Below are 20,027 nucleotides of genomic sequence, written 5' to 3'. Positions count from 1 at the left end.
AATCGCCCAGGCCGGAATCGCTCAGGACGGCATCGTTCAGAACTGAGTCGCTCAGGGCAGGATCGTTCAGGACAGCGTCGTTCAGGACAGGGCCACTCAGAACGGAATCGTTCGGTACGGAATCATTCAGCACGGGTCCGCTCGGCCCAGAGCCGTCCAGCCCCGGGCTGTCCAGCGCAGAGCCGTCCAGTCCCGGGCCGTCCGCCCCGGAACCATTCACCCCGGAACCGTCCGGCCCAGGGCTGCCCGGCCCGGCGGACCCGGGTCCGTCCTGAGTCGGCGACGCTGTCGCGTCCCGCTCTCCGTCTCTCGGCCCGTCCGGTTGCTGCGGTCTGTTGCGAGGGCCGGCCTCCATCGCCACGCGCCCTCCCCACTCCCGACTGCACGCCTCGATCGAAGGTCGATGATGACACGCTCCCGGCGGCCCGGATGACGGGCGGAGCGTCCCGATGCCATGACGTGATCAGGCTGTGACCGGTCGTTCGACCAACGTCAGCGCCCGCCCCAGGAGTTCCCCGCGGTCCGCGGCGGCACCGCTGAGCCAGTGGACCCTGGGGTCCCTGCGGAACCAGGAGTCCTGGCGGCGCGCGAACCGTTTGGTGGCCCGGACCGTCTCGGCCCGCGCCTGCTCCTCCGTGCACTCCCCCGCGAGCTGGGCGAGCACCTGCTGGTAGCCGAGCGCGCGGGAGGCGGTGAGGCCTTCCCGCAGCCCCTCGCCCTCCAGCCGCCGCACCTCGTCCACCAGGCCTTCCTCCCACATCCGGTCCACCCGGCGGGCGATGCGGTCGTCCAGTTCGGGGCGTGCCACGTCGACGCCGATCTGCACGGTGTCGTAGACCGCCTCGTGCCCGGGGAGGTTGGCGGTGAAGGGACGGCCGGTGATCTCGATGACCTCCAGGGCGCGCACGATACGGCGTCCGTTGCTCGCCAGGATGGCGCGGGCGGCCTCCGGGTCGGCGGCGGCGAGCCGGGCGTGCAGGGCGCCGCTGCCCTGCTCGGCGAGCTCGGCCTCCAGGCGGGCCCGTACCTCCGGGTCCGTACCGGGGAAGTCGAGGGCGTCGATGGCGCCGCGTACGTACAGGCCGGAGCCGCCGACGAGGACGGGGGTACGGCCTTCGGCGAGCAGCCGGTCGATCTCGGCGCGGGCCAGACGCTGGTACTCGGCGACGTTCGCGGCCCGGGTCACGTCCCAGAGGTCCAGGAGGTGGTGCGGGACGCCCTGCCGCTCGGGCACCGTCAGCTTGGCGGTGCCGATGTCCATTCCCCGGTAGAGCTGCATGGAGTCGGCGTTGACGACTTCACCGCCGAGGTGGCGGGCGAGCGCGACGCCCAGATCGGACTTTCCGGCCGCGGTGGGACCGACGACGGCGATGACCCGGGGTACGGGAACTGCGGTGTTCACCGGCCCAGTCTCGCAAACCCAGGGGCCTCATCTCGAACGAGCGACGTGACGGCTCGCCTCCGTGTTCGTTGCCTGTTGCGAGGTTCCGGCCGCCGGTTTACGGACCGGGGCCCGCGGGCGGCGCAATGGGACGCTCCGGGCACCCCGGGATTTCGCCCGCACGAGTAAGGTATGGAGTGGTTATGGGCGTGTTTTCACGGTTTCGTCGCCGCAAGGCGGAGGCATCGACGGAGGAAGCTGCCGCGCTGACGGCGGAGTCGTCGGCTCCGGAAGGCGGCGAGCCGGCCGCGGAGCGGGCCGCCGGGACCGGCTCCCCGGCGGAGCAGGACGAGGCGGCGGCGACGGGCGGGAAGCCGTCGGCGGCGCAGGCCGGTGAGGCGGCTGCCGCCGAGGGCGTCGAGATTCCCAAGCAGCAGTCGGCCGAGGAGGCTGCGGACAGCGAAGCCGGGGAAGGCGCCCGCAAGTAGCACGCACGCCGTACGAAGGAAGGTGGCCCATGGGTCTGCTGGACAACCTCAAGGCCAAGCTGGGCCCGCTGAAGGGCAAGGCCGGTGACCTCGCGCACCAGCACGGTGACAAGATCGAGCAGGGGCTCGACAAGGCCGCGCGGGCGGTCGACGAGAGGACCAAGGGCAAGTACAGCAGCCAGATCGGGACCGGCGCGGGCAAGGCCAAGGACGCCCTCGGCCGGCTGTCGGAGGAGTCCCGCCGATCCGGGGAATCCCGGCAATCCGGGGAATCCCGTCGGCCCGGGGACCACGACGGCTCCGGTCCGCAGGGGCCTGCCTCCTGACCTTCCCGTGACCTTCCCGCCGGGCCCGTCGCGGGACGGCGCGGGCCGGGCGGCATCACGGACCCGGCGGCACCACGGCCGCGGAGCGACGCGCTCCGCGGCCGTCGCGCACTCCGCCCGGCCCGCGCCGTCCCGTACGCCTGTGTCTACGCCTGCGCCTACGCCTCAGGACCAGGCCGCCACGAAGTACCCCACGCCGTACGGCGCCTCCTCGCGCAGCAGCTCGCCGCGCAGCCCGGCGCCCTGGGCGGCGCCCGCCAGTACCTGCCAGCAGGCCCGCCCCGAAACCTTCAGGGCGTCCGCCAGTTCCGCGTCCAGTCCGGTCAGCGCCTCGGTGTCGGCGGCGCCCAGGGCGCGCCCCACGACAGTGTCGAAGCCCTCGGCCCGCTCGTCGTAGTAGCCCGGCGCCTTCACCGTCCGGCATGCGCTGCCGTCGCCCATGACCAGCAGGGCGACCCGCTCCGCCGATGCCGCGATCTCCCGGCCGACCTGTACGCAGCGGTCGGCGGCCAGCGGCTCTCCGACGCCCAGCCCCTCCACCGGTGCGTCGGCCCAGTCCGTACGGGCCAGCAGCCAGGCGCCGACGGACAGCGACGGCGGCAGCGGGCGCTCCGGGGGCGTCTCCGCGGCGCCCAGGCTCACGTCCAGGTCCACGCCGAAGCCGCGGAACGAGCCCACCGCGCCCTGTCCGTGCGGCCCGCGGCCGGCCTCTTCGGCGGGGCCGACGACGACCAGCCGGTCCGGCCGGGCCGCCGCGAGCACGCCGACCGCGTCGAGGGCGGCGGCCCGCAGGCCGTCCAGCTCGGGGGCGGCTCCGGAGGCGACTTCCGGGACGAGCACCGGCGGACACGGGCAGACGGCGGCGGCGACAAGCATGGCTGGAACCCTAGCAAGGCCGCGGCGCGGGGCACGCGGGCTCGGGCGCGGGTCCGCGTCGCGTCCGGCGGCGTCCGGCCGGGACGGCGAACCGTTCCATCCCGCCGGGTACGTCGTCGCGTCCCGCCCGGTACGTCATTGCGTCCCACCCGGTACGGGGCCCCGTCCCGCCCGATACGCCCTCAGGACGTCAGTCGCAGCCGCAGCCCGAAGCCGGGGCCGGGGTGGGGGCCGGCGCGCCGATCGTCGGCAGGCCGAGCATCACGCCGGCCGGCTTGGCGGCCGCGGCGGTGTTGCGCTTCTCCCAGGCGTCACCCGCGCGCGTACGGCGGACGGCCTGGGCCGGGCCCTCGGCGAGCAGGTGGTGCGGCGCGGCGTAGGTGATCTCGACGGTCACGATGTCGCCGGGGCGGACCGGCTCCTCGGGACGGGTGAAGTGCACCAGGCGGTTGTCGGGCGCACGGCCGGACAGACGGCGCGTGGCGTCGTCCTTGCGCCCCTCGCCCTCGGCGACCATGACCTCCAGGGTGCGGCCGACCTGCTTCTTGTTCTCCTCCCAGGAGATCTCCTCCTGGAGGGCCACCAGCCGCTCGTAACGCGCCTGGACGACCTTCTTGGGGATCTGTCCTTCCATCTCGGCGGCCGGGGTCCCGGGGCGCTTGGAGTACTGGAAGGTGAAGGCCTGCGCGAAGCGGGACTCGCGGACCGTGTGCAGGGTCTGCTCGAAGTCCTCCTCGGTCTCGCCGGGGAAGCCGACGATGATGTCCGTGGAGATGGCGGCGTCCGGCATCGCGGCGCGCACCTTCTCGATGATGCCGAGGAAGCGCTCCTGGCGGTACGAGCGGCGCATCGCCTTGAGGACCGTGTCCGAGCCGGACTGCAGCGGCATGTGCAGCTGCGGCATCACGTTCGGCGTCTCGGCCATCGCGGCGATGACGTCGTCGGTGAAGTCGCGGGGGTGCGGCGAGGTGAACCGGACCCGCTCCAGGCCCTCGATCTTCCCGCAGGCGCGCAGCAGCTTGCTGAACGCCTCGCGGTCGCCGATGTCGGAGCCGTACGCGTTGACGTTCTGGCCGAGCAGGGTGATCTCGGAGACGCCCTCCGCGACCAGCGCCTCGATCTCGGCGAGAATGTCGCCGGGACGGCGGTCCTTCTCCTTGCCGCGCAGGGCCGGGACGATGCAGAAGGTGCAGGTGTTGTTGCAGCCGACGGAGATCGACACCCAGGCCGCGTACGCGCTCTCGCGGCGGGTGGGCAGCGTGGAGGGGAACGCCTCCAGCGACTCCGCGATCTCGACCTGGGCCTCCTCCTGGACGCGGGCGCGCTCCAGGAGCACCGGCAGCTTGCCGATGTTGTGCGTCCCGAAGACCACGTCGACCCAGGGGGCCTTCTTGACGATGGTGTCGCGGTCCTTCTGGGCCAGGCAGCCGCCGACGGCGATCTGCATGCCCGGCCGCGCGGCCTTCTTCGGCGCGAGCTGGCCGAGGTTGCCGTAGAGCCGGTTGTCGGCGTTCTCCCGCACCGCGCAGGTGTTGAAGACGACGACGTCGGCCCCGTCGGCGCCCTGGGGCGCGGGCACGTATCCGGCGTCCTCCAGCAGGCCCGACAGCCGCTCGGAGTCGTGGACGTTCATCTGGCAACCGTAGGTAACCACCGTGTAGTTGCGTGGGAGTTCCGTCATGGAAGAGATCAATCCTGGTCGGTCGGTCGGCGCGTTCGTTACCGCCACGCTCGGTGAACGGCTGGTACGCCAGTCTACGTCCCGGAGCAACCTCCGGACTCTGCGGCTCCTCGGCCTGTGGGCCGCGTCCGCGGGAGACGGCGCCGTCGGCCTGCTGCACGTGCTCCCGCCGCGCCTCGCCCCTCCCTTTCCCGGGCCGGGGCTGGCAGGATCCCGCCCATGGTTTCCGCACTTCCCCGCACCGGCGGTCGTCGGGCGCTGCTCGCGGCGGCCGCGGTGCTGGTCACGCTCGGCCTGGTGCTGTGGTGGCTGCTGCCGCTGGGCAGCCCGCCCGCGCCCGGCGGGCAGCTGACGCTGTCGACCGGCGTGCGCTCCGGTGTGTACGCGCGCTACGGGGAGCTCCTCAAGCAGGATCTGCGCCGGGACCTGCCGCGGGTCGACGTACGGCTGATGAACAGCGCGGGGTCGCTGGACAACCTGGACCAGTTGACGAACGGGAACGCCCAGTTCGCGATAGCGACGGCGGACGCGGTGGTCGAGCAGCAGCGCCGCGCCCCGGAGGCCGCGGCCCGGCTGCGGGCCTGCGCGCGGCTGTACGACGACTACATGCAGCTGGTGGTCCCCGGGGATTCCCGGGTCGGTTCGACCAGGGACCTGAAGAATCTGCGCGTGGGTGTGGGGGCGGACGGCTCGGGCGTACAGCTGATCACCCGGCGGCTGCTCGCGGCGGCCGGACTGGACTTCGACGACGACATCGAGGCGGTGCGGGCCGGTATCGACCGGATGCCGAAGCTGCTGGAGGACGGAAAGCTGGACGCCTTCTTCTGGTCGGGCGGGCTGCCGACCTCGGCCGTGCAGCAGCTGGCCCGGCGGACGCCCGTACGGCTGGTCCAGCTCGGTGATCTGATCCCGGCACTGCACCGGCAGGGCGGGCGGGCCCGCCACTACCGGGCGGCCGTGATGCCGGCCGACGCCTATCCGCAGGTCCAGAAGGGGCAGGCGATCAAGACGATCGCGGTCGCGAATCTTCTGGTGACCACCGACCGGCAGGATCCGGTGCTGACGGAGGCGATCACCCGGACCGTCATAAGGAGCCGGGACCGGATCGGGACCAAGGTGCACGCCGCCCAGCGGGTGGACCTGCGGACCGCGGTGTTCACCGACCCGCTGCCGCTGCACGAGGGCGCGCGGCGCTACTACGTGTCGGAGAAGCCGTAGGCCGGAGACGCCGTAGGCAGGGAAACGTAGGGAGGCCAGGCCAGGGGCCAGGGACCCGGCGCGGGGCGCGTACGGGATCTCCCGTGCGCGCCCCGGCGCGTGTCACGCCTTGGGCGCTCGCGGGGCGCGCGGCCCCTTGGGGGCGCGGGAGGGACGGCGGGACGGGCGGCCGCCGCCCGCGGCGGGGGTGCCGCCGCCCGCCGAGCCGCCGCCACCGGAGCCGCCGCGGCGCGGACGCCGCCGGCCGCTGCCCGCGGGCTTGGGCCGTTCCTGCTGTGCGGGGACGGCGAGCACCACCGGCTGCCCGGACGGGGCCTGTGCCCCGGTGATCCGTATCAGCTCGTTGTCGCCCGGCCGGACCCGCGCCGTGCCGGGGGTGATCTTCGCCCGGGACATCAGCCGGGACATGTCCCGGCGCTGGGCGGGTGTGACCAGGGTGACGACGGTGCCCGACTCGCCGGCCCGCGCGGTGCGGCCGCCACGGTGCAGGTAGTCCTTGGCCTCGGTCGGCGGGTCGACGTTGACCACGAGGTCGAGGCCGTCGATGTGGATGCCGCGGGCGGCGACGTTGGTGGCGATCAGCGCGGTGGCCTGGCCGGTGCGGAACTGCTCCAGAGTGCGGGTGCGCTGCGGCTGGGACTTGCCGCCGTGCAGCGCCGCGGCCCGTACGCCCTGCGACAGCAGGTGCTTGGTGAGCCGGTCGGCGCCGCGCTTGGTGTCCACGAACATGATCACGCGGCCGTCGCGGGCGGCGATCTCGGTCGTGGTGGCCCGCTTGTCGGTGTCGTCCACGTACAGGACGTGGTGCTCCATGGTGGTGACCGTCGCGGCCGACGGGTCCACGGAGTGGGTGACCGGGTCGGTCAGGAACCGGCGCACGAGCTTGTCGACGTTGCGGTCGAGCGTCGCGGAGAACAGCATCCGCTGGCCGTCCGGGTCCACCTTCTCCATCAGGCGGGTGACCTGCGGCAGGAAGCCCATGTCGGTCATCTGGTCGGCCTCGTCGAGGACCGTGATGGCGACCTGGTCCAGCTTGCAGGCCCGGCGGTCCAGCAGGTCGGCGAGCCGGCCGGGGGTGGCGACCAGGATCTCGGCGCCCTTGCGCAGCGCGTCGACCTGGCGGTTGATCGAGGTGCCGCCGACGACCGTGGTGGTGCGCAGGCCGACCGCCGTGGCGTACGGGGCGAGCGCCTGGGTCACCTGGGTGGCCAGCTCACGGGTGGGCACGAGCACCATCGCGAGGGGGCTCTTGCTCTCGGCGCGGCGGCCCGCCGTACGGCTGAGCATCGCCAGTCCGAAGGCGAGGGTCTTGCCGGAGCCGGTCCGGCCGCGGCCGAGGACGTCCTGGCCCGCGAGGGTGGCGGGCAGTGTCGCCGCCTGGATGGGGAACGGCTCGGTGACGCCCTGCGCGCGCAGCGCGGTGAGAAGAGCCGGTGCCAGCGGCAGCTCGTCGAAGGAGACGGCGGGCGGCTGGGGGGCCGTCCGCGTGGACGGCTTGGGCGCGGCGCTCTGTCGCGGTGCGGTCGCTCGGGTCACTGAAAGCCCTTCTGTGGCGGGGAGGCCGAGCGCGTACGGCGCGGTGCCGTGCGGTCTCGGGGCCGCATGGGGTACGAGACGTACGCATGCGGGTCGTGCGGCTGCGGTGCGGTCGTGCGGTGGGGGGCCCGTAGGGCCGGCGGGCCGCACGGATGCGGACGGGGCCCGCACCGGCCGGTGCGGGCCCCGTCCACGGACGTTGTGTCCGTCAGGCGGGGACGATGTTCTCCGCCTGCGGGCCCTTCGGGCCCTGGGTCACGTCGAAGCTGACCTTCTGGCCCTCCAGGAGCTCACGGAAGCCCTGAGCCTGGATGTTCGAGTAGTGGGCGAAGACGTCGGGGCCGCCGCCGTCCTGCTCGATGAAGCCGAAGCCCTTTTCCGCGTTGAACCACTTCACGGTGCCGGTAGCCATGTGTTTCTCCTTCTTGGGGCGCAAACCGGAGACCGCACTGCACGGCCTCCCTGTCGCCGAGATGATCGCCCCACACCGGAGGAAGGTCCGGAAAACAAGGAACGCCCGGGGCTTCCAGCCTCCGGGCGCGCACAAAGTTCATGGGTACCACAACTGCAACGCCGTCAACGGTAACACATGTCCTCGGCCACGAACGATGGTGCGAGGACGGGGCCGGGTCCCAGGTCACGGCGCGGTGCGCGGCATCACCACGGTCACCCGCAGTCCGTGCGGCCGGTTCGGCGCGAAGGAGAGGGTGGCGCCTCCGGCGGCGAGCAGCGCGCGGGAGATCGACAGGCCCAGGCCGGAGCCGGAGACGTTCTGGTGGCGGCCGCTGCGCCAGAAGCGGTCGCCGATGCGGGCCAGCTCGTCCGCGGTGAGGCCGGGCCCGTGGTCGCGGACGGTGATCCGTACGCTCTCGCCGTCGGGCGCCGCGCCGACGGTGACCCGTTCCCCGGCGGGCGTGAACTTCAGGGCGTTGTCGACCAGCGCGTCGAGGGCACTGGACAGGGCGACGGGGTCCGCCCAGCCCGTCACGGCCCGCTGGCCCTCGTAGGACAGCAGTACGCCCTTGTCGTCGGCGAGCGGGCGCCAGGAGTCGACGCGTTCGGCGGCGAGCGCGGCGACGTCGGTGAGCTGGAGGTCGGCGGCGGCGTGCTCGGCCAGGGCCAGGTCCAGGAGGTCGTCCAGGACGCGGGCCAGGCGCTTGCCCTCCGTACGGACGGAGGCGATCTCCGGGTTGCCGTCGGGGAGATCCAGGGCGAGCAGCTCGATACGCAGCAGCAGCGCGGAGAGCGGGTTGCGCAGTTGGTGGGAGGCGTCGGCGACGAAGGCGCGCTGCTGTTCCAGCACGTCCTCGACGTTGTCGGCCATCTCGTTGAACGATCGGGCCAGGCGGCGCAGTTCCGGTGGCCCGGAGGCGGCGGCGACCCGGGACTTCAGGCGGCCGGTGGCGATGTCGTGGCTCGCGGCGTCCAGGATGCGCACCGGGCGCAGTACCCAGCCGGTGAGCCGGAAGGCCGCGCCCACCGCGACGAGCATGGCCGCGCACTCCCCCGCTCCGATCAGCAGCCATCCGTGCAGGGTGCGCGAGCGCATCCGCCCGGTGGGCGAGTCGGTGACGACGACGGCCACCACGTCGCCGTCCCGGACGACGGGTGAGGCGACCGGAATCCGGCCGCCTTCGTCCCAGGGCCAGACCTGGCGGGGATCATGGCTGCGGCGGCCCGCCAGCGCCTCGCTGAAGGCCCGCGCGCCCTCTCCCCGCTCGGGTACGCGCCAGTCGGCGGGGGCGGCCGCCATGGGTGTCCCGTCGCGGAAGAAGACGCCCGCGCGAATGCCGTACAGCTCTTGGTAGCGCTTGAGTTCGGAGCCCAGCGTGGACTGCCGTTCGTCCTCGTCGGGGTTCTTGCGCCCGGCGCCCGGCCGGGCGGTGACGTACTGGGCGAGGGAGGCGAAGCGCGCCGCATCGTCGATCCGGTCGACGACCACCCGCTGCTGTTCGACTCCGGCGGTGATGCCGGCGAGCGGGAAGCCGAGTGCGAGCAGCACGCCGGCCAGCAGGACGATCAGGAGCGGGAGGAGTCGGGTGCGCACGGGTCGCTGCCGCCGGCCGTCAGGCGTCCGGGCCGGCCGGTGGCCCGGCGGCGGGGGGCGTGACGAGCCGGTAGCCGACGCCGCGCACCGTCTCGATCAGCGCGGGCATCCCCAGCTTGGCGCGCAGCGAGGCGATGTGCACCTCCAGGGTCCGGCCGGTCCCCTCCCAGCTGGTGCGCCACACCTCGCTGATGATCTGCTCCCGGCGGAAGACGACGCCCGGCCGCTGCGCGAGCAGGGCGAGCAGGTCGAACTCCTTGCGGGTCAGGGGTACGGCGGTGCCGTCCACGGACACCTGGCGGGTGGACAGGTCGACCGTGACGGCGCCGAGCCGCAGTCCGTCGCGCGGGCCGCTCTCCTCGGCGGGCGGCTCGCCCCCGGCGGCGGGCTCGGAGGCGCGGCGCCGGCTGACGGCGTGGATGCGGGCGAGCAGTTCGCCGGTGTCGTAGGGCTTGACGACGTAGTCGTCCGCGCCGAGGTTCAGGCCGTGGATCCGCGACCGTACGTCCGCCCGCGCGGTCACCATGATCACCGGGCTGCTGCTGATCCGGCGGATCCGTCCGCAGACCTCGAAGCCGTCCTGGTCGGGCAGGCCGAGGTCGAGCAGGACCACCCCGAAGGGGGACCGGTCACCCGGGAGCAGGGCCCGCAGCGCCTCCTCGCCGCTGCGCGCGTGGGTGACGTCGAAGCCGTGCCGGGACAGTACGGCGGACAGGGCGGCCGCGACATGGTCGTCGTCCTCCACGAGCAGCAGCCGCACCGGCCCCCTCCTCACGATGTGTGCCCGGCCGCGCATACCTGGACGCGCGGGTGCATAGGTGTACACCCGCACGCGGATGCGTACAGGCCACGGGCCGTCCACGGAGCGGCCAAAAGGCATCTATGACGATGGACGGCGCGCACGTCAAGGGGGTATTCACGGCGGGGCGGTTCCGTTATGCAGCCGGTACACCGGGGCGCCGGGTCCGCGCGCCCCGTTCACACCGCGTGTCCCTCCGCAGCCGTATCGTTATGCTCAAATCCCGCTCAGATGTAATGACGCTGGTCGCAGGGCGTTACTAGGGTCCTCCCCAACCGAGGAGGACGGAGCTGTACGCCGATGAGCGAAGTATCGGTGACCAAGAACGACGAGGGACCCGCGCCGGCGGGCGACCCGCTGGTCGTGCTGGACAACGTGAACAAGCACTTCGGCGCGCTGCACGTACTCCAGGACATCGACCTGACCATCCGGCGCGGTGAGGTGGTCGTGGTGATCGGGCCCTCCGGGTCCGGCAAATCGACCCTGTGCCGCACGATCAACCGGCTGGAGACCATCGACTCCGGCTCCATAGCGATCGACGGCAAGCCGTTGCCGCAGGAGGGGCGCGAGCTGGCACGGCTGCGCGCCGACGTGGGCATGGTCTTCCAGTCCTTCAACCTCTTCGCGCACAAGACGGTGCTGGAGAACGTGATGCTGGGCCAGACCAAGGTCCGCCGCACGGACAAGAAGGCGGCCGAGGAGAAGGCCCGGACCCTGCTGGACCGGGTGGGGGTCGGCACCCAGGCGGACAAGTACCCCGCCCAGCTGTCCGGCGGACAGCAGCAGCGGGTGGCCATCGCACGGGCCCTGGCGATGGACCCCAAGGTCATGCTTTTCGACGAGCCGACCTCCGCACTCGACCCGGAGATGATCAACGAGGTGCTGGAGGTCATGCAGCAGCTCGCGCAGGACGGCATGACGATGGTCGTGGTCACGCACGAGATGGGTTTCGCCCGCTCGGCCGCCAACCGCGTCGTCTTCATGGCGGACGGCCGCATCGTCGAAGAGGCCGAGCCGAACCAGTTCTTCAACAACCCGCGCAGCGACCGGGCCAAGGACTTCCTTTCGAAGATCCTCCACCACTGACCCCGCGGCCGGTCATCATGATTGCCAACTTCCGCTGAACCGAAGGATGTTCACCATGAGGATTCGTAAGACGGCCGCGGCGGGTGCGGTGGTGCTCGCGCTGACGGCGACGGCGACCGCATGCGGCGGCGAGTCGGGCACGGCCGGCGACAAGGCGTCCGGCACCAAGGTGTTCAGCGGGACGTACCCGGTCGACGACAAGGCCAACCTGGACTCGGCGACCTGGAAGGCCGCCCACAAGGCCCAGAAGATCACCATCGGCGCCAAGGCCGACCAGCCCTACCTCGGCTTCCAGGACACCACCGGCAAGCGGACCGGCTTCGACATCGAGATCGCCAAGATGATCGCCGCCGACCTCGGCTTCTCCGAGAAGCAGATCGAGTTCAAGACGGTCGACTCCAACGTCCGCGAGACCACCATCTCCAAGGGTCAGGTCGACTACTACGTCGGTACGTACACGATCAACGAGGAGCGCAAGAAGCAGGTCGACTTCGCGGGCCCGTACTACACCGCGGGCGCGGACCTCCTGGTCCGCCAGGACGACAAGTCGATCACCGGGCCGGACTCCCTCAAGGGCAAGAAGGTCTGCTCGATCGTCGGCTCCACCCCGCTCCAGGAGATCAAGAAGCCGAAGTACGGCGCGCAGACCACCGAGCTGGCCAAGTACTCGCTGTGCGTCAAGCAGCTGCTCGACGGCCAGGTGGACGCGGTCACCACGGACGACGCGATCCTCAAGGGGTACGCGGCCGAGCGGCCCAAGAAGCTGCGGGTCGTCGGCCAGAAGTTCACCAAGGAGCCGTACGGCGTCGGCCTGAAGAAGGGCGACAAGGTGCTGCGCGACGCGATCACCGACGCGCTGGAGAAGCACATCAAGAACGGCGACTACAAGAAGGCGTACGAAGGCACCCTCGGCAAGTCCGGGACCAGCTTCGTCCCGCCGGAGACGCCGCTGCCGCGCGGCTGACCCAGGTCGCGCACCCCTGTCGGCTCCGCGCGCCCCGTACGCCGCCTCGGCGGGCGTGCGGGGCGCGGGTGCCTGAGGATCCACGCGCCGGGCCGCCCGTGCGCACACCGTCGCGGGCCGCGCCCGCACACCCGGCCGTACATCTGTACGCCGCGCACGCAAACGCCCGTACGCCGGGCCGCGCTCCCGTACCCCGCGCGCCGCGCACGCCCCGCGCCGGCCCGTCCACCCGTCCGCCGCTGACCCTGACCGCTACCGCGGAGAACCCATGAACGTACTCCTCGACTACCTCCCCGAGTTCCGCGCCGGGTTCCTCGGAACCGTGTCGCTCACCGCGGCCAGCGGGGTGCTCGCCATCCTGCTGGGCCTCCTCATAGCCGGTTTCCGGGTCTCGCCGGTGCCTCCGCTGCGCGCCTTCGGGACGGCCTGGGTGACGCTGCTGCGCAACACCCCGCTCACCCTGCTGTTCCTGGTCGCCTTCTTCGTCGTCCCGCAGATCCTCTTCCCGGGCACCAGCCCGTTCGTCCTCGCGACCCTGGCACTCGGCTTCTACACGTCCTCCTTCGTCTGCGAGGCCGTGCGATCGGGCATCAACACCGTGCCGCTGGGCCAGGCGGAGGCCGCGCGCAGCATCGGGATGACCTTCATCCAGACGCTGCGCGTGATCATCCTGCCGCAGGCCACCCGTACCGTGATCCCGCCGCTGAGCAGCATCATGATCGCGCTCACCAAGAACTCGGCCATCGCGGGCGCCTTCAGCAACGCCGAGCTGTTCAACGTCTCCAAGCTCCTGAACGACCAGGGCCGGCCGATCGCCTGGATCTTCCTCTGGGTCGCCCTCGCCTACTTGATCATCACGTTCGCCATCAGCGGCATCTTCCGGCTGCTCGAACGCCGCCTGGAGGTGGCCCGATGACCAGCGTCCTGTACGACGCCCCGGGGCCCAAGGCCAAGGTCCGCAACCGTGTCTACACCGTCGTGGGCGGGCTCGCCGTCCTCGGCCTGATCCTCTTCGCCGTGCTGCGGCTGGCCGACAAGGGCCAGTTCGAGCCGGAGATGTGGAACATCTTCAACAACGCGGGCGTGCGGACCAACATCCGCAACGGCATCCTGACGACCCTCCAGGTCTTCGCGGTGGCCGCGGTGCTCTCCCTCGCGCTCGGCGCGCTGCTCGCCGTCGCCCGGCTCTCCGACCACAAGCCGGTGCGCTGGCTGGCGACCGGCTTCATCGAGATCTTCCGGGCCGTCCCGCTGCTGATCACGATCTACGCCCTGTGGGTGATCCTGCTCTCCTACAAGGAGGAGCTGGGCCTGACCGGCGACACCCCGCAGTTCTGGGCGCTGGTCGTCGGTCTGACCGTCTACAACGGCGCGGTGCAGGCGGAGGTGCTGCGCGCCGGAATCAACGCGGTGCCCAGGGGCCAGCGCGAGGCGGCGTACGCGCTCGGCATGAGCAAGACGCAGGTCATGACGACGGTGCTGATCCCGCAGGCCGTCCGGGCGATGCTCCCGACGATCATCAGCCAGCTGGTGGTGACCCTCAAGGACACCTCGCTCGGCTACGTCATCACCTTCGAGGAGCTGCTGTACACGATCCAGCAGATGGCCAGCACCATCGTCGTCAACGACGAGAACCCGTACGTCCCGATGATCATCGTGGCCGGTGCGATCTACGTGGCGATGTGCCTGGCGCTGTCCGGGCTGGCCAACTGGATCGAGCGGCGCGGCCGGCGGGCCAAGACCGGCATCGCCGTCGCCGGTGTGGGCGAGCCGATCACCGCGTCGGACGCGCTGGAAAGCGCCGACGGCACACTCGGCGGCCCGATCGACACCCGGCGGCCCCCGGACATCCCGCCCGTGGGCGGGGGCGGCGCCGGAGGCTGACGGTGTGACACCGTGGGCGGGGGCGGTGCCGCGTGCGCCACTGCCCCCGTCACTTGACGCGGGCGCCCGCAATGGGTTGCATACGCTGTGTGATCGCGCACCGGGTTCCAACTGCCAGTTCCTGTACGTCTCGTCAGTACCTGCGGACCGGGGGAGCCACGCCGTGGACCCGGTGATCGTCGTCGGGGCCGGCCCCGTCGGCCTCGCACTCTCCCTCTCCCTCGCCCGCCTCGACGTGCCGTGCGTGGTCCTGGACGAAGCTCCCGGAGCCTGCGACCCGCGGCCCGCCCGCACGGTCGTGCTGCGCCCCGACACCACCGCGTTCCTGGACAGGCTGGGCTGCGGCACAGCTCTGGACCTGGCGGGCACCCGCTGGACGGCCTGGCGCTCGGTGCGCCGACGGCGGCTCCTGGAGCGGGTGGAGTTCGGCCCGGACAGCCCCTCCCCCGTCCACGTGCCGCAGCACGCGCTCACCCGGGCGCTGCGCACCGCCCTCGCCGCGCAACCCCGCGTCCGGATCGTCGCCGGCAGCAGGCTCGACGAGCTGCGGCAGGACGAGTACGGGGTCAGCGCCCACACCCGCGGCACGAACAGCACCTGGTGGCGAGCCAGTTACCTGGTCGGCTGCGACGGCCCGCGCTCGACGGTCCGCAAGCTGCTGGAGATCCGCTTCCCCGGCCGTACGGCGGTCGAGCGCCATGCGGTGGCGGCGCTGCGTACGGAACTTCCCTGGCCCGGAGAGGCGTTGCTGCACCGTTCGCCGGCCCGGCAGGGCGGCGGCGGGTCCGGCGGCGAGGTGACGGCCCGGCCGCTGTCCGGCGGGGTGTGGCGGCTGGACTGGCTGCTGCCGCCCGGCCGGGACCTGGTCACTCCGGACGCGCTGGTGGCCCGTATCCGCGACTCGCTGGCGGTGTGGTCCGCGGAGGCGGGTACGGGTAGTGCGGCTGGGGTGGGGACGGGGATCGGTCCGGGAGGCAGCTTCGGGGCGGGGGCCGGTTCAGGGGTGGGTGCGGGGCAGTCGTACGGGCCTGGGGGCCTTGGGAGCCCTGGGGGCGCGGGTGATCCGCGCGTACCGGCCTTGCCACCGTACGAACTCCTCGACACCGGCGTGCACACCGTGCACCACCGGCTGGCGCGGCGCTGGCGGCGCGGGCGCGCCTTCCTCGCCGGGGACGCCGCCCACCTGCTCGGCGCGCTCGGCACCCAGGGCCTGGACGAGGGCCTGCGGGACGCCGAGAACCTCGCGTGGAAGCTGGCACTGGCCTGGCACCAAGGCGCTTCGGAAGCGCTGCTCGACAGCTACCAGGCGGAGCGCAGGGGCGCCGTCACGGCCCGGCTGCGCGCCGCCGACCGGGCGCTGCCGCTGCTCCGCGACGGCGAGCGGGGCGGCCGCTGGCGGGCCGTGCTCCCGGGAGCCGCCCGCGGGCACACGGCGATGCTCACCGACGGGCATTTGGGGCGCGGGCCGCTCGGTGCGCCCCCCGCGTACGCCCGCTCCCCGCTCGCCCCGGTCATCGACCCGTCGTGCGCGATGACGGTGGGGACGCAACCGGGCGCGCCGGTCGCGGACGTCCCCGTGACGACTTCGGACGGGTCCCTGGTACCGCTCCGCTCACGGCTGGGCCCACGGCTGCTGGTGGTGCTGGTGGCGCCGGGCACGGGCGTGTGGGACCAGCGGCACTGGAAGTCGGCCGGTCTGATGCCGCGGCTGTCGAAGACGGTGGAGGCGCTGCCGATGCGTGCCGAGGTGCTGGTCGCCGAGGCGTACCCGGGCGCGGTCGCGCACACGGTCCTGGTCGTACGGCCGGACGGGCACCTGGTCGCGGCGATGGGCGGCGTCCGCCCCGCGGAGCTGTACGCGTGCGCTGACGCGGTACGGGGCGGGGGATCGGGGGGGACTGGGAGTACTGGGAGTGCGGGAGGTACGGGGGGTGCAGGGGCCGGTGGGGCCGGGGCTGGTGATGGAGCCGGGGCCGGTGGGGCTGGTGCGGCTGGTGACCGGGCCGGTGGGGCTGGTGACGGGGCTGGTGGGGCTGGTGACGGGCCTGGTACGGCCGCGGAGGGGGCTTCCCAGGAGGCGGCACGGGCGGCCGGTGGGCCACCGGCCGCCGAAGGGGCGTACCCGGGGGCCGACAGGGATGTGTCCCGGGGAGTGACGGAGGCGCAGGTCCGGTCGGTCGGCGGTTGACCCTGCGGGAAGCCCCGTGCTTGACTCCGGAACGTGACGGAGAACGGTTCGCGCTTCTGGCGGAGGGTCCACCTGGACCTGGTCCGCTACGCGGGCTGTGTGTGTCGTCCGTCCTGCTGATCCGCATCCCTGCCCCGCGCGCCGCCGCGTTCCACGCTGCCCGCGCGCCTCTTCGCGATCACTCAGGACGGTTCCTGTGCCCGACGTACGTACCCCCGCGCGCCCGCGCCCTGCCGCCACCGGCGGTCCCAGCGCCGCCGAACTCCTCGACTTCGCCCGCCGTACCGCCGCCGACGCCCCGCTCGTCGCCTCCCTGCCCCTCGACCCCGAAGGCCGTACCTGGATCCGCCTGGAAGGCCCCGGCGGCAGCGAGGCGTGGCTGATCGGCTGGCCGCCCGGTACGGGCACCGGCTGGCACGACCACGGCGGCTCGCACGGCGCGTTCGCCACCGCCGCGGGCGAGCTGACAGAACAGTCGCTCGCCGCCCAACTGCCCACCGAGGGCTGGAAGACACTGGAACTGGCGGACGGCGTGGACCGGCAGCGGACGCTGCCCGACGGCCGCGGCCGCGCCTTCGGCCCGCACCACGTCCACCAGGTGCTCAACCTCTCCGATGGCGTGCACGCCGTTTCGGTGCACGCCTACTATCCGCCGCTGCCGCTGATGCGCCGCTACAGCCGCACCGGCCCCGTACTGCGCCTCGAAGAGGTCGAGCGCCCCGAGGCCTGGGTATGAGCGCCGTCGACGCGCTCCTGGAGGCGGCGCGCGCCGGGCTGGACCGGGTGTCGCCCGCGCAGGCCGCGGCGGTCCAGCGGGACGGCGGGCTCCTGGTCGACATCCGCTACGCGGCCCTGCGCGAACGCGACGGCACCATCCCGGGCGCGCTGATCGTCGAACGCAACGAACTGGAATGGCGCCTGGACCCCACCGGCGCCCACCGCGCGCCCGAAGCCACCGGCCATGACCTGGCGGTGGTGGTCGTCTGCAACGAGGGCTACGCGTCGAGCCTCGCGGCGGTCTCCCTGCAACAGCTGGGCCTGTACCGGGCGACCGACCTGGTGGGCGGCTTCCAGGCGTGGCGGGAGGCGGGGCTGCCGGTCAGCGGGTGAGGCGGGGGCCTGCCCTGGAGGGGCCGCTGGGGTGGGCCCACCGGGAGGTGCGGGGGCCCACCGGGGGGGTGCGGGGGGGCTCACCGGGGGGTCCGCCTGCCCTGGGCTGCCAGGAACTCCTCCAGACGGGTGGGCGTGCTGGTCCGGGCCGTACGAGGCTGCTCCATGCGGATGCGGCCCGTGTTGATGGCCTCGGCCGCCTCCATCATCATGCGTGCCACGTTCTCGGAGACACCGCCGTCCCGCAGGTGCCGGTGGAAGCTGTCCAGGCTGATCCGCTCGTAGTCGATCCGGCCGTACGCCAGAGCGTCCCGCCCGGAGGCCGCGGCCAGCATCTCGGCCGCCTCACGCATACTCAGATCCCGTTCGCCCTGGAGTTCCAGCACGTGCGTGCCGTGCCAGCCGCCCGCGGCCAGTTCGTGTGCGGCGCGGCGGCCCAGGTCATGGGTGGCGACGAAGGGCAGCGGCAGGTCCGGGTCGAGGGGGGTGGTGATACGGCCCCGGGTTTCCACGTCCGTCACGTGGTCCAGCAGGTTCTCCATGAAGTAGCCGGCGCGCAGCCACAGCACGTCGATGTCCGGCACGGAGGCGAGCCGCCGTTCGAACCGGTGCAGCCCGGCGACCGGGCCGGTACCGGAGGAGTGCTGCGCGCCCCAGCTGCTCAGCCCGACCACGCGCGGAACGCCGGACGCCGCGACCGCCTCCGCAAGGCTCTCCCCCACCCGGTCCTGGAAGGCGCCGAAGTCCGGGTGATCGGGCAGGTAGTTGGGCTGGAGCACCAGGTAGGCGCCGTCCGCGCCGTGGAAGGCCTCCGTCAGGGCGACGGGGTCGGTCGGGGCGGCTTCCCGCACGTCCGCTCCCCGCTCCGCCAGCGGCCGCAGGCGGGCCGCCGACCGGCCCACCACGCGCACGGGGTGCCCGGCGGCCAGCAGCTCCTCGGCGGCGGCGCGGCCGGTCCGGCCGCCCGCTCCGGTGATCACGAACATCGGTACTCCTTCGGCTCGGTACGCGCCGCGGCTCCGGGCCGTACGCCCGGGACGGGGCGCGACGCGGCCCCCACGCTAGAAACGGCCGACGACCGCGGGGTAGGAGTGCCACACCCACGCCCGCTCGTGCCACCGTCGGGGCGGGGCGTTGTCGGGGCGGGCCGTCGTGGGGCGGGCCGTTGCCGGGGCAGGCCGTCATGGGGGCGGGCCGTTGCCGGGGCGTACCGCCGTCGGGGCGGGCCGTCGTCGGGTCGGGCCGTCGTCGGGTCGGGCCGTCGTCGGGTCGGGCCGTCGTGGGACGGGCGGGCCGTACTCGGCGTGGTGCAAGTGGGGGCGTGGCACAGTTGTGGCATGGCAGCCGCACCGCCCGGCACAGGAGCCGGTCCACCAGTCGCCGACCGGCTTACGGCGAGGGCCGCCGCGTCCGCGCCGTCCGGCGTACGGGGAGCGGATGACCGGCGCGGGGAACTGGCCGCCTTCCTGCGGTCGCGCCGGGCGCAGGTCCGGCCCGAGGCGCACGGTCTGGCCGGCGGTCCCCGGCGTCAGGTCCCGGGGCTGCGCCGCGACGAGGTGGCGTTCCTGGCCGGGATCAGCACGGACTACTACATACGTCTGGAGCAGGGCCGGGAGGCCCGCCCCTCGGACGCGGTGCTGACGGGACTCGGCGGCGCCCTGCTGCTGGACCCGCTGGAACAGCGCCATCTTCACGTCCTGGCCCGCGCCGATGAGTCCGTACCGGAACCGCGCCTGGACACCGCGCGGGCCACGTCCACACGGCAGATGCTCGACTCCCTGCCCTTCCCGGCCGTCCTGGTCGACCACCGGCTCGACCTGGCCGCCCGGAACGCGGCAGCGACCGACCTGCTGGCACCACTGCTCTTCCCGTACGACGATCCAACTGCCGGGGACGCCGACTTTGAAGGCCCCGAAGGTCCCGAAGGCTCCAGAAGTCCCGGAAGCCCCGAAAGCCCCGGAGGCCCCGGCGGTCCCGAAGGTCCCAGAAGTCCCGGAGGCCCCGAAAGCCCCGGAGGCTTCAAGGACTACGGCGACAACTACGCCCGTGCGGTCTTCCTGTCCCCTTCCGCCCACGCGTTCTTCGAGGACTGGGCACAGGCAGCCCACTGCACCGCCGCGACACTACGGACCCAGACCGGCGGCAACCGGACATCCCGACGCCTGGCACAGCTCCTGACGGAACTGCACGAGCACAGCGAGACATTCACCCGCCACTGGGAAGATCACGCCCTGCACCGGAAGACCACGGGAGACAAGCGGTTCCACCATCCCCGCCTGGGGACGCTGGACCTCACACAGCACACGATGGACCTGCCGCACGGCGGGGGCCACAGCGTCTGGCTCTTCCAGCCCCGAAACGCGGCCACGGCCGAGGCACTGCGCTCCCTTCCCCCGTCGCCCGCGGACAACTGAGGCCGACAGGCGGACAAGGGCGGCCGACA

Annotated in this window: 20 protein-coding genes; 12 read left to right on the top strand and 8 right to left on the bottom strand. The window is 72.9% G+C overall.

Annotation, left to right across the window (positions count from 1 at the left end):
* Nucleotides 1-463: 463 nt before the first annotated feature.
* On the bottom strand, nt 464-1,402 hold the full coding sequence (gene miaA, locus A6A06_RS07520) for a tRNA (adenosine(37)-N6)-dimethylallyltransferase MiaA (RefSeq protein ID WP_073760345.1): 939 nt from the start codon (nt 1,400-1,402) through the stop codon (nt 464-466).
* A 182-nt stretch (nt 1,403-1,584) separates the two neighbouring features.
* Between miaA and A6A06_RS07515 the strand changes: the two genes are divergently transcribed.
* Together A6A06_RS07515 and A6A06_RS07510 are read left to right on the top strand one after the other, a co-directional pair.
* Nucleotides 1,585-1,869, top strand: a complete 285-nt coding sequence (locus A6A06_RS07515) for a hypothetical protein (RefSeq protein WP_073760343.1) — start codon at nt 1,585-1,587, stop codon at nt 1,867-1,869.
* Nucleotides 1,870-1,898: 29 nt separating this feature from the next.
* Complete coding sequence (locus A6A06_RS07510) at nt 1,899-2,195, top strand: antitoxin (RefSeq protein WP_073760341.1); 297 nt, start codon at nt 1,899-1,901, stop codon at nt 2,193-2,195.
* Between the two features lie 165 nt (nt 2,196-2,360).
* Here A6A06_RS07510 and A6A06_RS07505 read toward each other — a convergent pair whose 3' ends face one another.
* On the bottom strand, nt 2,361-3,071 hold the full coding sequence (locus tag A6A06_RS07505) for a class III extradiol dioxygenase subunit B-like domain-containing protein (RefSeq protein ID WP_073760339.1): 711 nt from the start codon (nt 3,069-3,071) through the stop codon (nt 2,361-2,363).
* Nucleotides 3,072-3,261: 190 nt separating this feature from the next.
* Nucleotides 3,262-4,752 (bottom strand): tRNA (N6-isopentenyl adenosine(37)-C2)-methylthiotransferase MiaB, encoded by a 1,491-nt coding sequence (gene miaB, locus A6A06_RS07500; RefSeq protein WP_073760337.1) that lies wholly within the window; start codon nt 4,750-4,752, stop codon nt 3,262-3,264.
* 219 nt (nt 4,753-4,971) lie between these two features.
* Here miaB and A6A06_RS07495 point away from each other — a divergent pair, with 219 nt between their 5' ends.
* Nucleotides 4,972-5,970, top strand: a complete 999-nt coding sequence (locus A6A06_RS07495; protein ID WP_073760335.1) for a TAXI family TRAP transporter solute-binding subunit — start codon at nt 4,972-4,974, stop codon at nt 5,968-5,970.
* A 102-nt stretch (nt 5,971-6,072) separates the two neighbouring features.
* Here A6A06_RS07495 and A6A06_RS07490 read toward each other — a convergent pair whose 3' ends face one another.
* From A6A06_RS07490 to A6A06_RS07475, 4 genes are all read right to left on the bottom strand, one after another.
* On the bottom strand, nt 6,073-7,656 hold the full coding sequence (locus A6A06_RS07490) for a DEAD/DEAH box helicase (RefSeq protein WP_199930743.1): 1,584 nt from the start codon (nt 7,654-7,656) through the stop codon (nt 6,073-6,075).
* A 58-nt stretch (nt 7,657-7,714) separates the two neighbouring features.
* Entirely contained in the window at nt 7,715-7,918 is a 204-nt protein-coding gene (locus A6A06_RS07485) for a cold-shock protein (protein WP_030020343.1), read from the bottom strand.
* Between the two features lie 225 nt (nt 7,919-8,143).
* Nucleotides 8,144-9,553 (bottom strand): sensor histidine kinase, encoded by a 1,410-nt coding sequence (locus A6A06_RS07480; RefSeq protein WP_073760333.1) that lies wholly within the window; start codon nt 9,551-9,553, stop codon nt 8,144-8,146.
* 19 nt (nt 9,554-9,572) lie between these two features.
* Nucleotides 9,573-10,313 carry a response regulator transcription factor gene (locus tag A6A06_RS07475; protein ID WP_073760331.1) on the bottom strand — a complete coding sequence of 247 codons (741 nt, stop codon included), beginning with the start codon at nt 10,311-10,313 and terminating at the stop codon, nt 9,573-9,575.
* Nucleotides 10,314-10,652: 339 nt separating this feature from the next.
* On the opposite strand from A6A06_RS07475, the gene A6A06_RS07470 reads away from it, so the two are divergent.
* The 8 genes from A6A06_RS07470 (at nt 10,653) to A6A06_RS07440 (ending at nt 17,584) form a co-directional block, all read left to right on the top strand.
* Nucleotides 10,653-11,438: an amino acid ABC transporter ATP-binding protein gene (locus A6A06_RS07470; RefSeq protein ID WP_073760329.1), complete on the top strand. Its 786-nt coding sequence runs from the start codon at nt 10,653-10,655 to the stop codon at nt 11,436-11,438.
* A gap of 55 nt (nt 11,439-11,493) precedes the next feature.
* The gene (locus tag A6A06_RS07465; RefSeq protein ID WP_073760555.1) at nt 11,494-12,402 is read left to right on the top strand and encodes a glutamate ABC transporter substrate-binding protein; all 909 of its coding nucleotides are present in this window, start codon (nt 11,494-11,496) and stop codon (nt 12,400-12,402) included.
* Between the two features lie 268 nt (nt 12,403-12,670).
* The gene (locus A6A06_RS07460) at nt 12,671-13,318 is read left to right on the top strand and encodes an amino acid ABC transporter permease (RefSeq protein WP_073760327.1); all 648 of its coding nucleotides are present in this window, start codon (nt 12,671-12,673) and stop codon (nt 13,316-13,318) included.
* Nucleotides 13,315-14,286: an amino acid ABC transporter permease gene (locus A6A06_RS07455; RefSeq protein WP_073760325.1), complete on the top strand. Its 972-nt coding sequence runs from the start codon at nt 13,315-13,317 to the stop codon at nt 14,284-14,286. Before A6A06_RS07460 ends, A6A06_RS07455 begins: the two co-directional genes overlap by 4 nt.
* A 163-nt stretch (nt 14,287-14,449) precedes the next feature.
* Entirely contained in the window at nt 14,450-16,474 is a 2,025-nt protein-coding gene (locus A6A06_RS07450) for an FAD-dependent monooxygenase (RefSeq protein ID WP_079193859.1), read from the top strand.
* A 33-nt stretch (nt 16,475-16,507) separates the two neighbouring features.
* Nucleotides 16,508-16,594: a putative leader peptide gene (locus A6A06_RS43700; RefSeq protein ID WP_324607239.1), complete on the top strand. Its 87-nt coding sequence runs from the start codon at nt 16,508-16,510 to the stop codon at nt 16,592-16,594.
* Nucleotides 16,595-16,670: 76 nt separating this feature from the next.
* Complete coding sequence (locus A6A06_RS07445) at nt 16,671-17,210, top strand: cysteine dioxygenase (RefSeq protein ID WP_073760322.1); 540 nt, start codon at nt 16,671-16,673, stop codon at nt 17,208-17,210.
* Nucleotides 17,207-17,584, top strand: coding sequence for a rhodanese-like domain-containing protein (locus A6A06_RS07440; protein ID WP_073760320.1), 378 nt, complete (start codon nt 17,207-17,209; stop codon nt 17,582-17,584). The genes A6A06_RS07445 and A6A06_RS07440 overlap by 4 nt, the downstream gene beginning before the upstream one ends.
* An 80-nt stretch (nt 17,585-17,664) precedes the next feature.
* Here the strand turns inward: A6A06_RS07440 and A6A06_RS07435 are convergent, their stop codons facing one another.
* A complete protein-coding gene (locus tag A6A06_RS07435; protein ID WP_073760318.1) occupies nt 17,665-18,570 on the bottom strand; it encodes an NmrA family NAD(P)-binding protein in 906 nt (301 codons plus the stop codon).
* A gap of 351 nt (nt 18,571-18,921) precedes the next feature.
* Between A6A06_RS07435 and A6A06_RS07430 the strand changes: the two genes are divergently transcribed.
* Nucleotides 18,922-19,998 carry a helix-turn-helix transcriptional regulator gene (locus A6A06_RS07430; protein WP_073760316.1) on the top strand — a complete coding sequence of 359 codons (1,077 nt, stop codon included), beginning with the start codon at nt 18,922-18,924 and terminating at the stop codon, nt 19,996-19,998.
* Nucleotides 19,999-20,027 lie beyond the last annotated feature (29 nt).

It is taken from the genome of Streptomyces sp. CB02923 (assembly GCF_001905005.1).
In the GTDB taxonomy this organism is placed as follows: domain Bacteria; phylum Actinomycetota; class Actinomycetes; order Streptomycetales; family Streptomycetaceae; genus Streptomyces.
The sequence above is the reverse complement of the archived record's forward strand: the minus strand, read 5'-3'. Positions and strand labels throughout refer to the sequence as shown.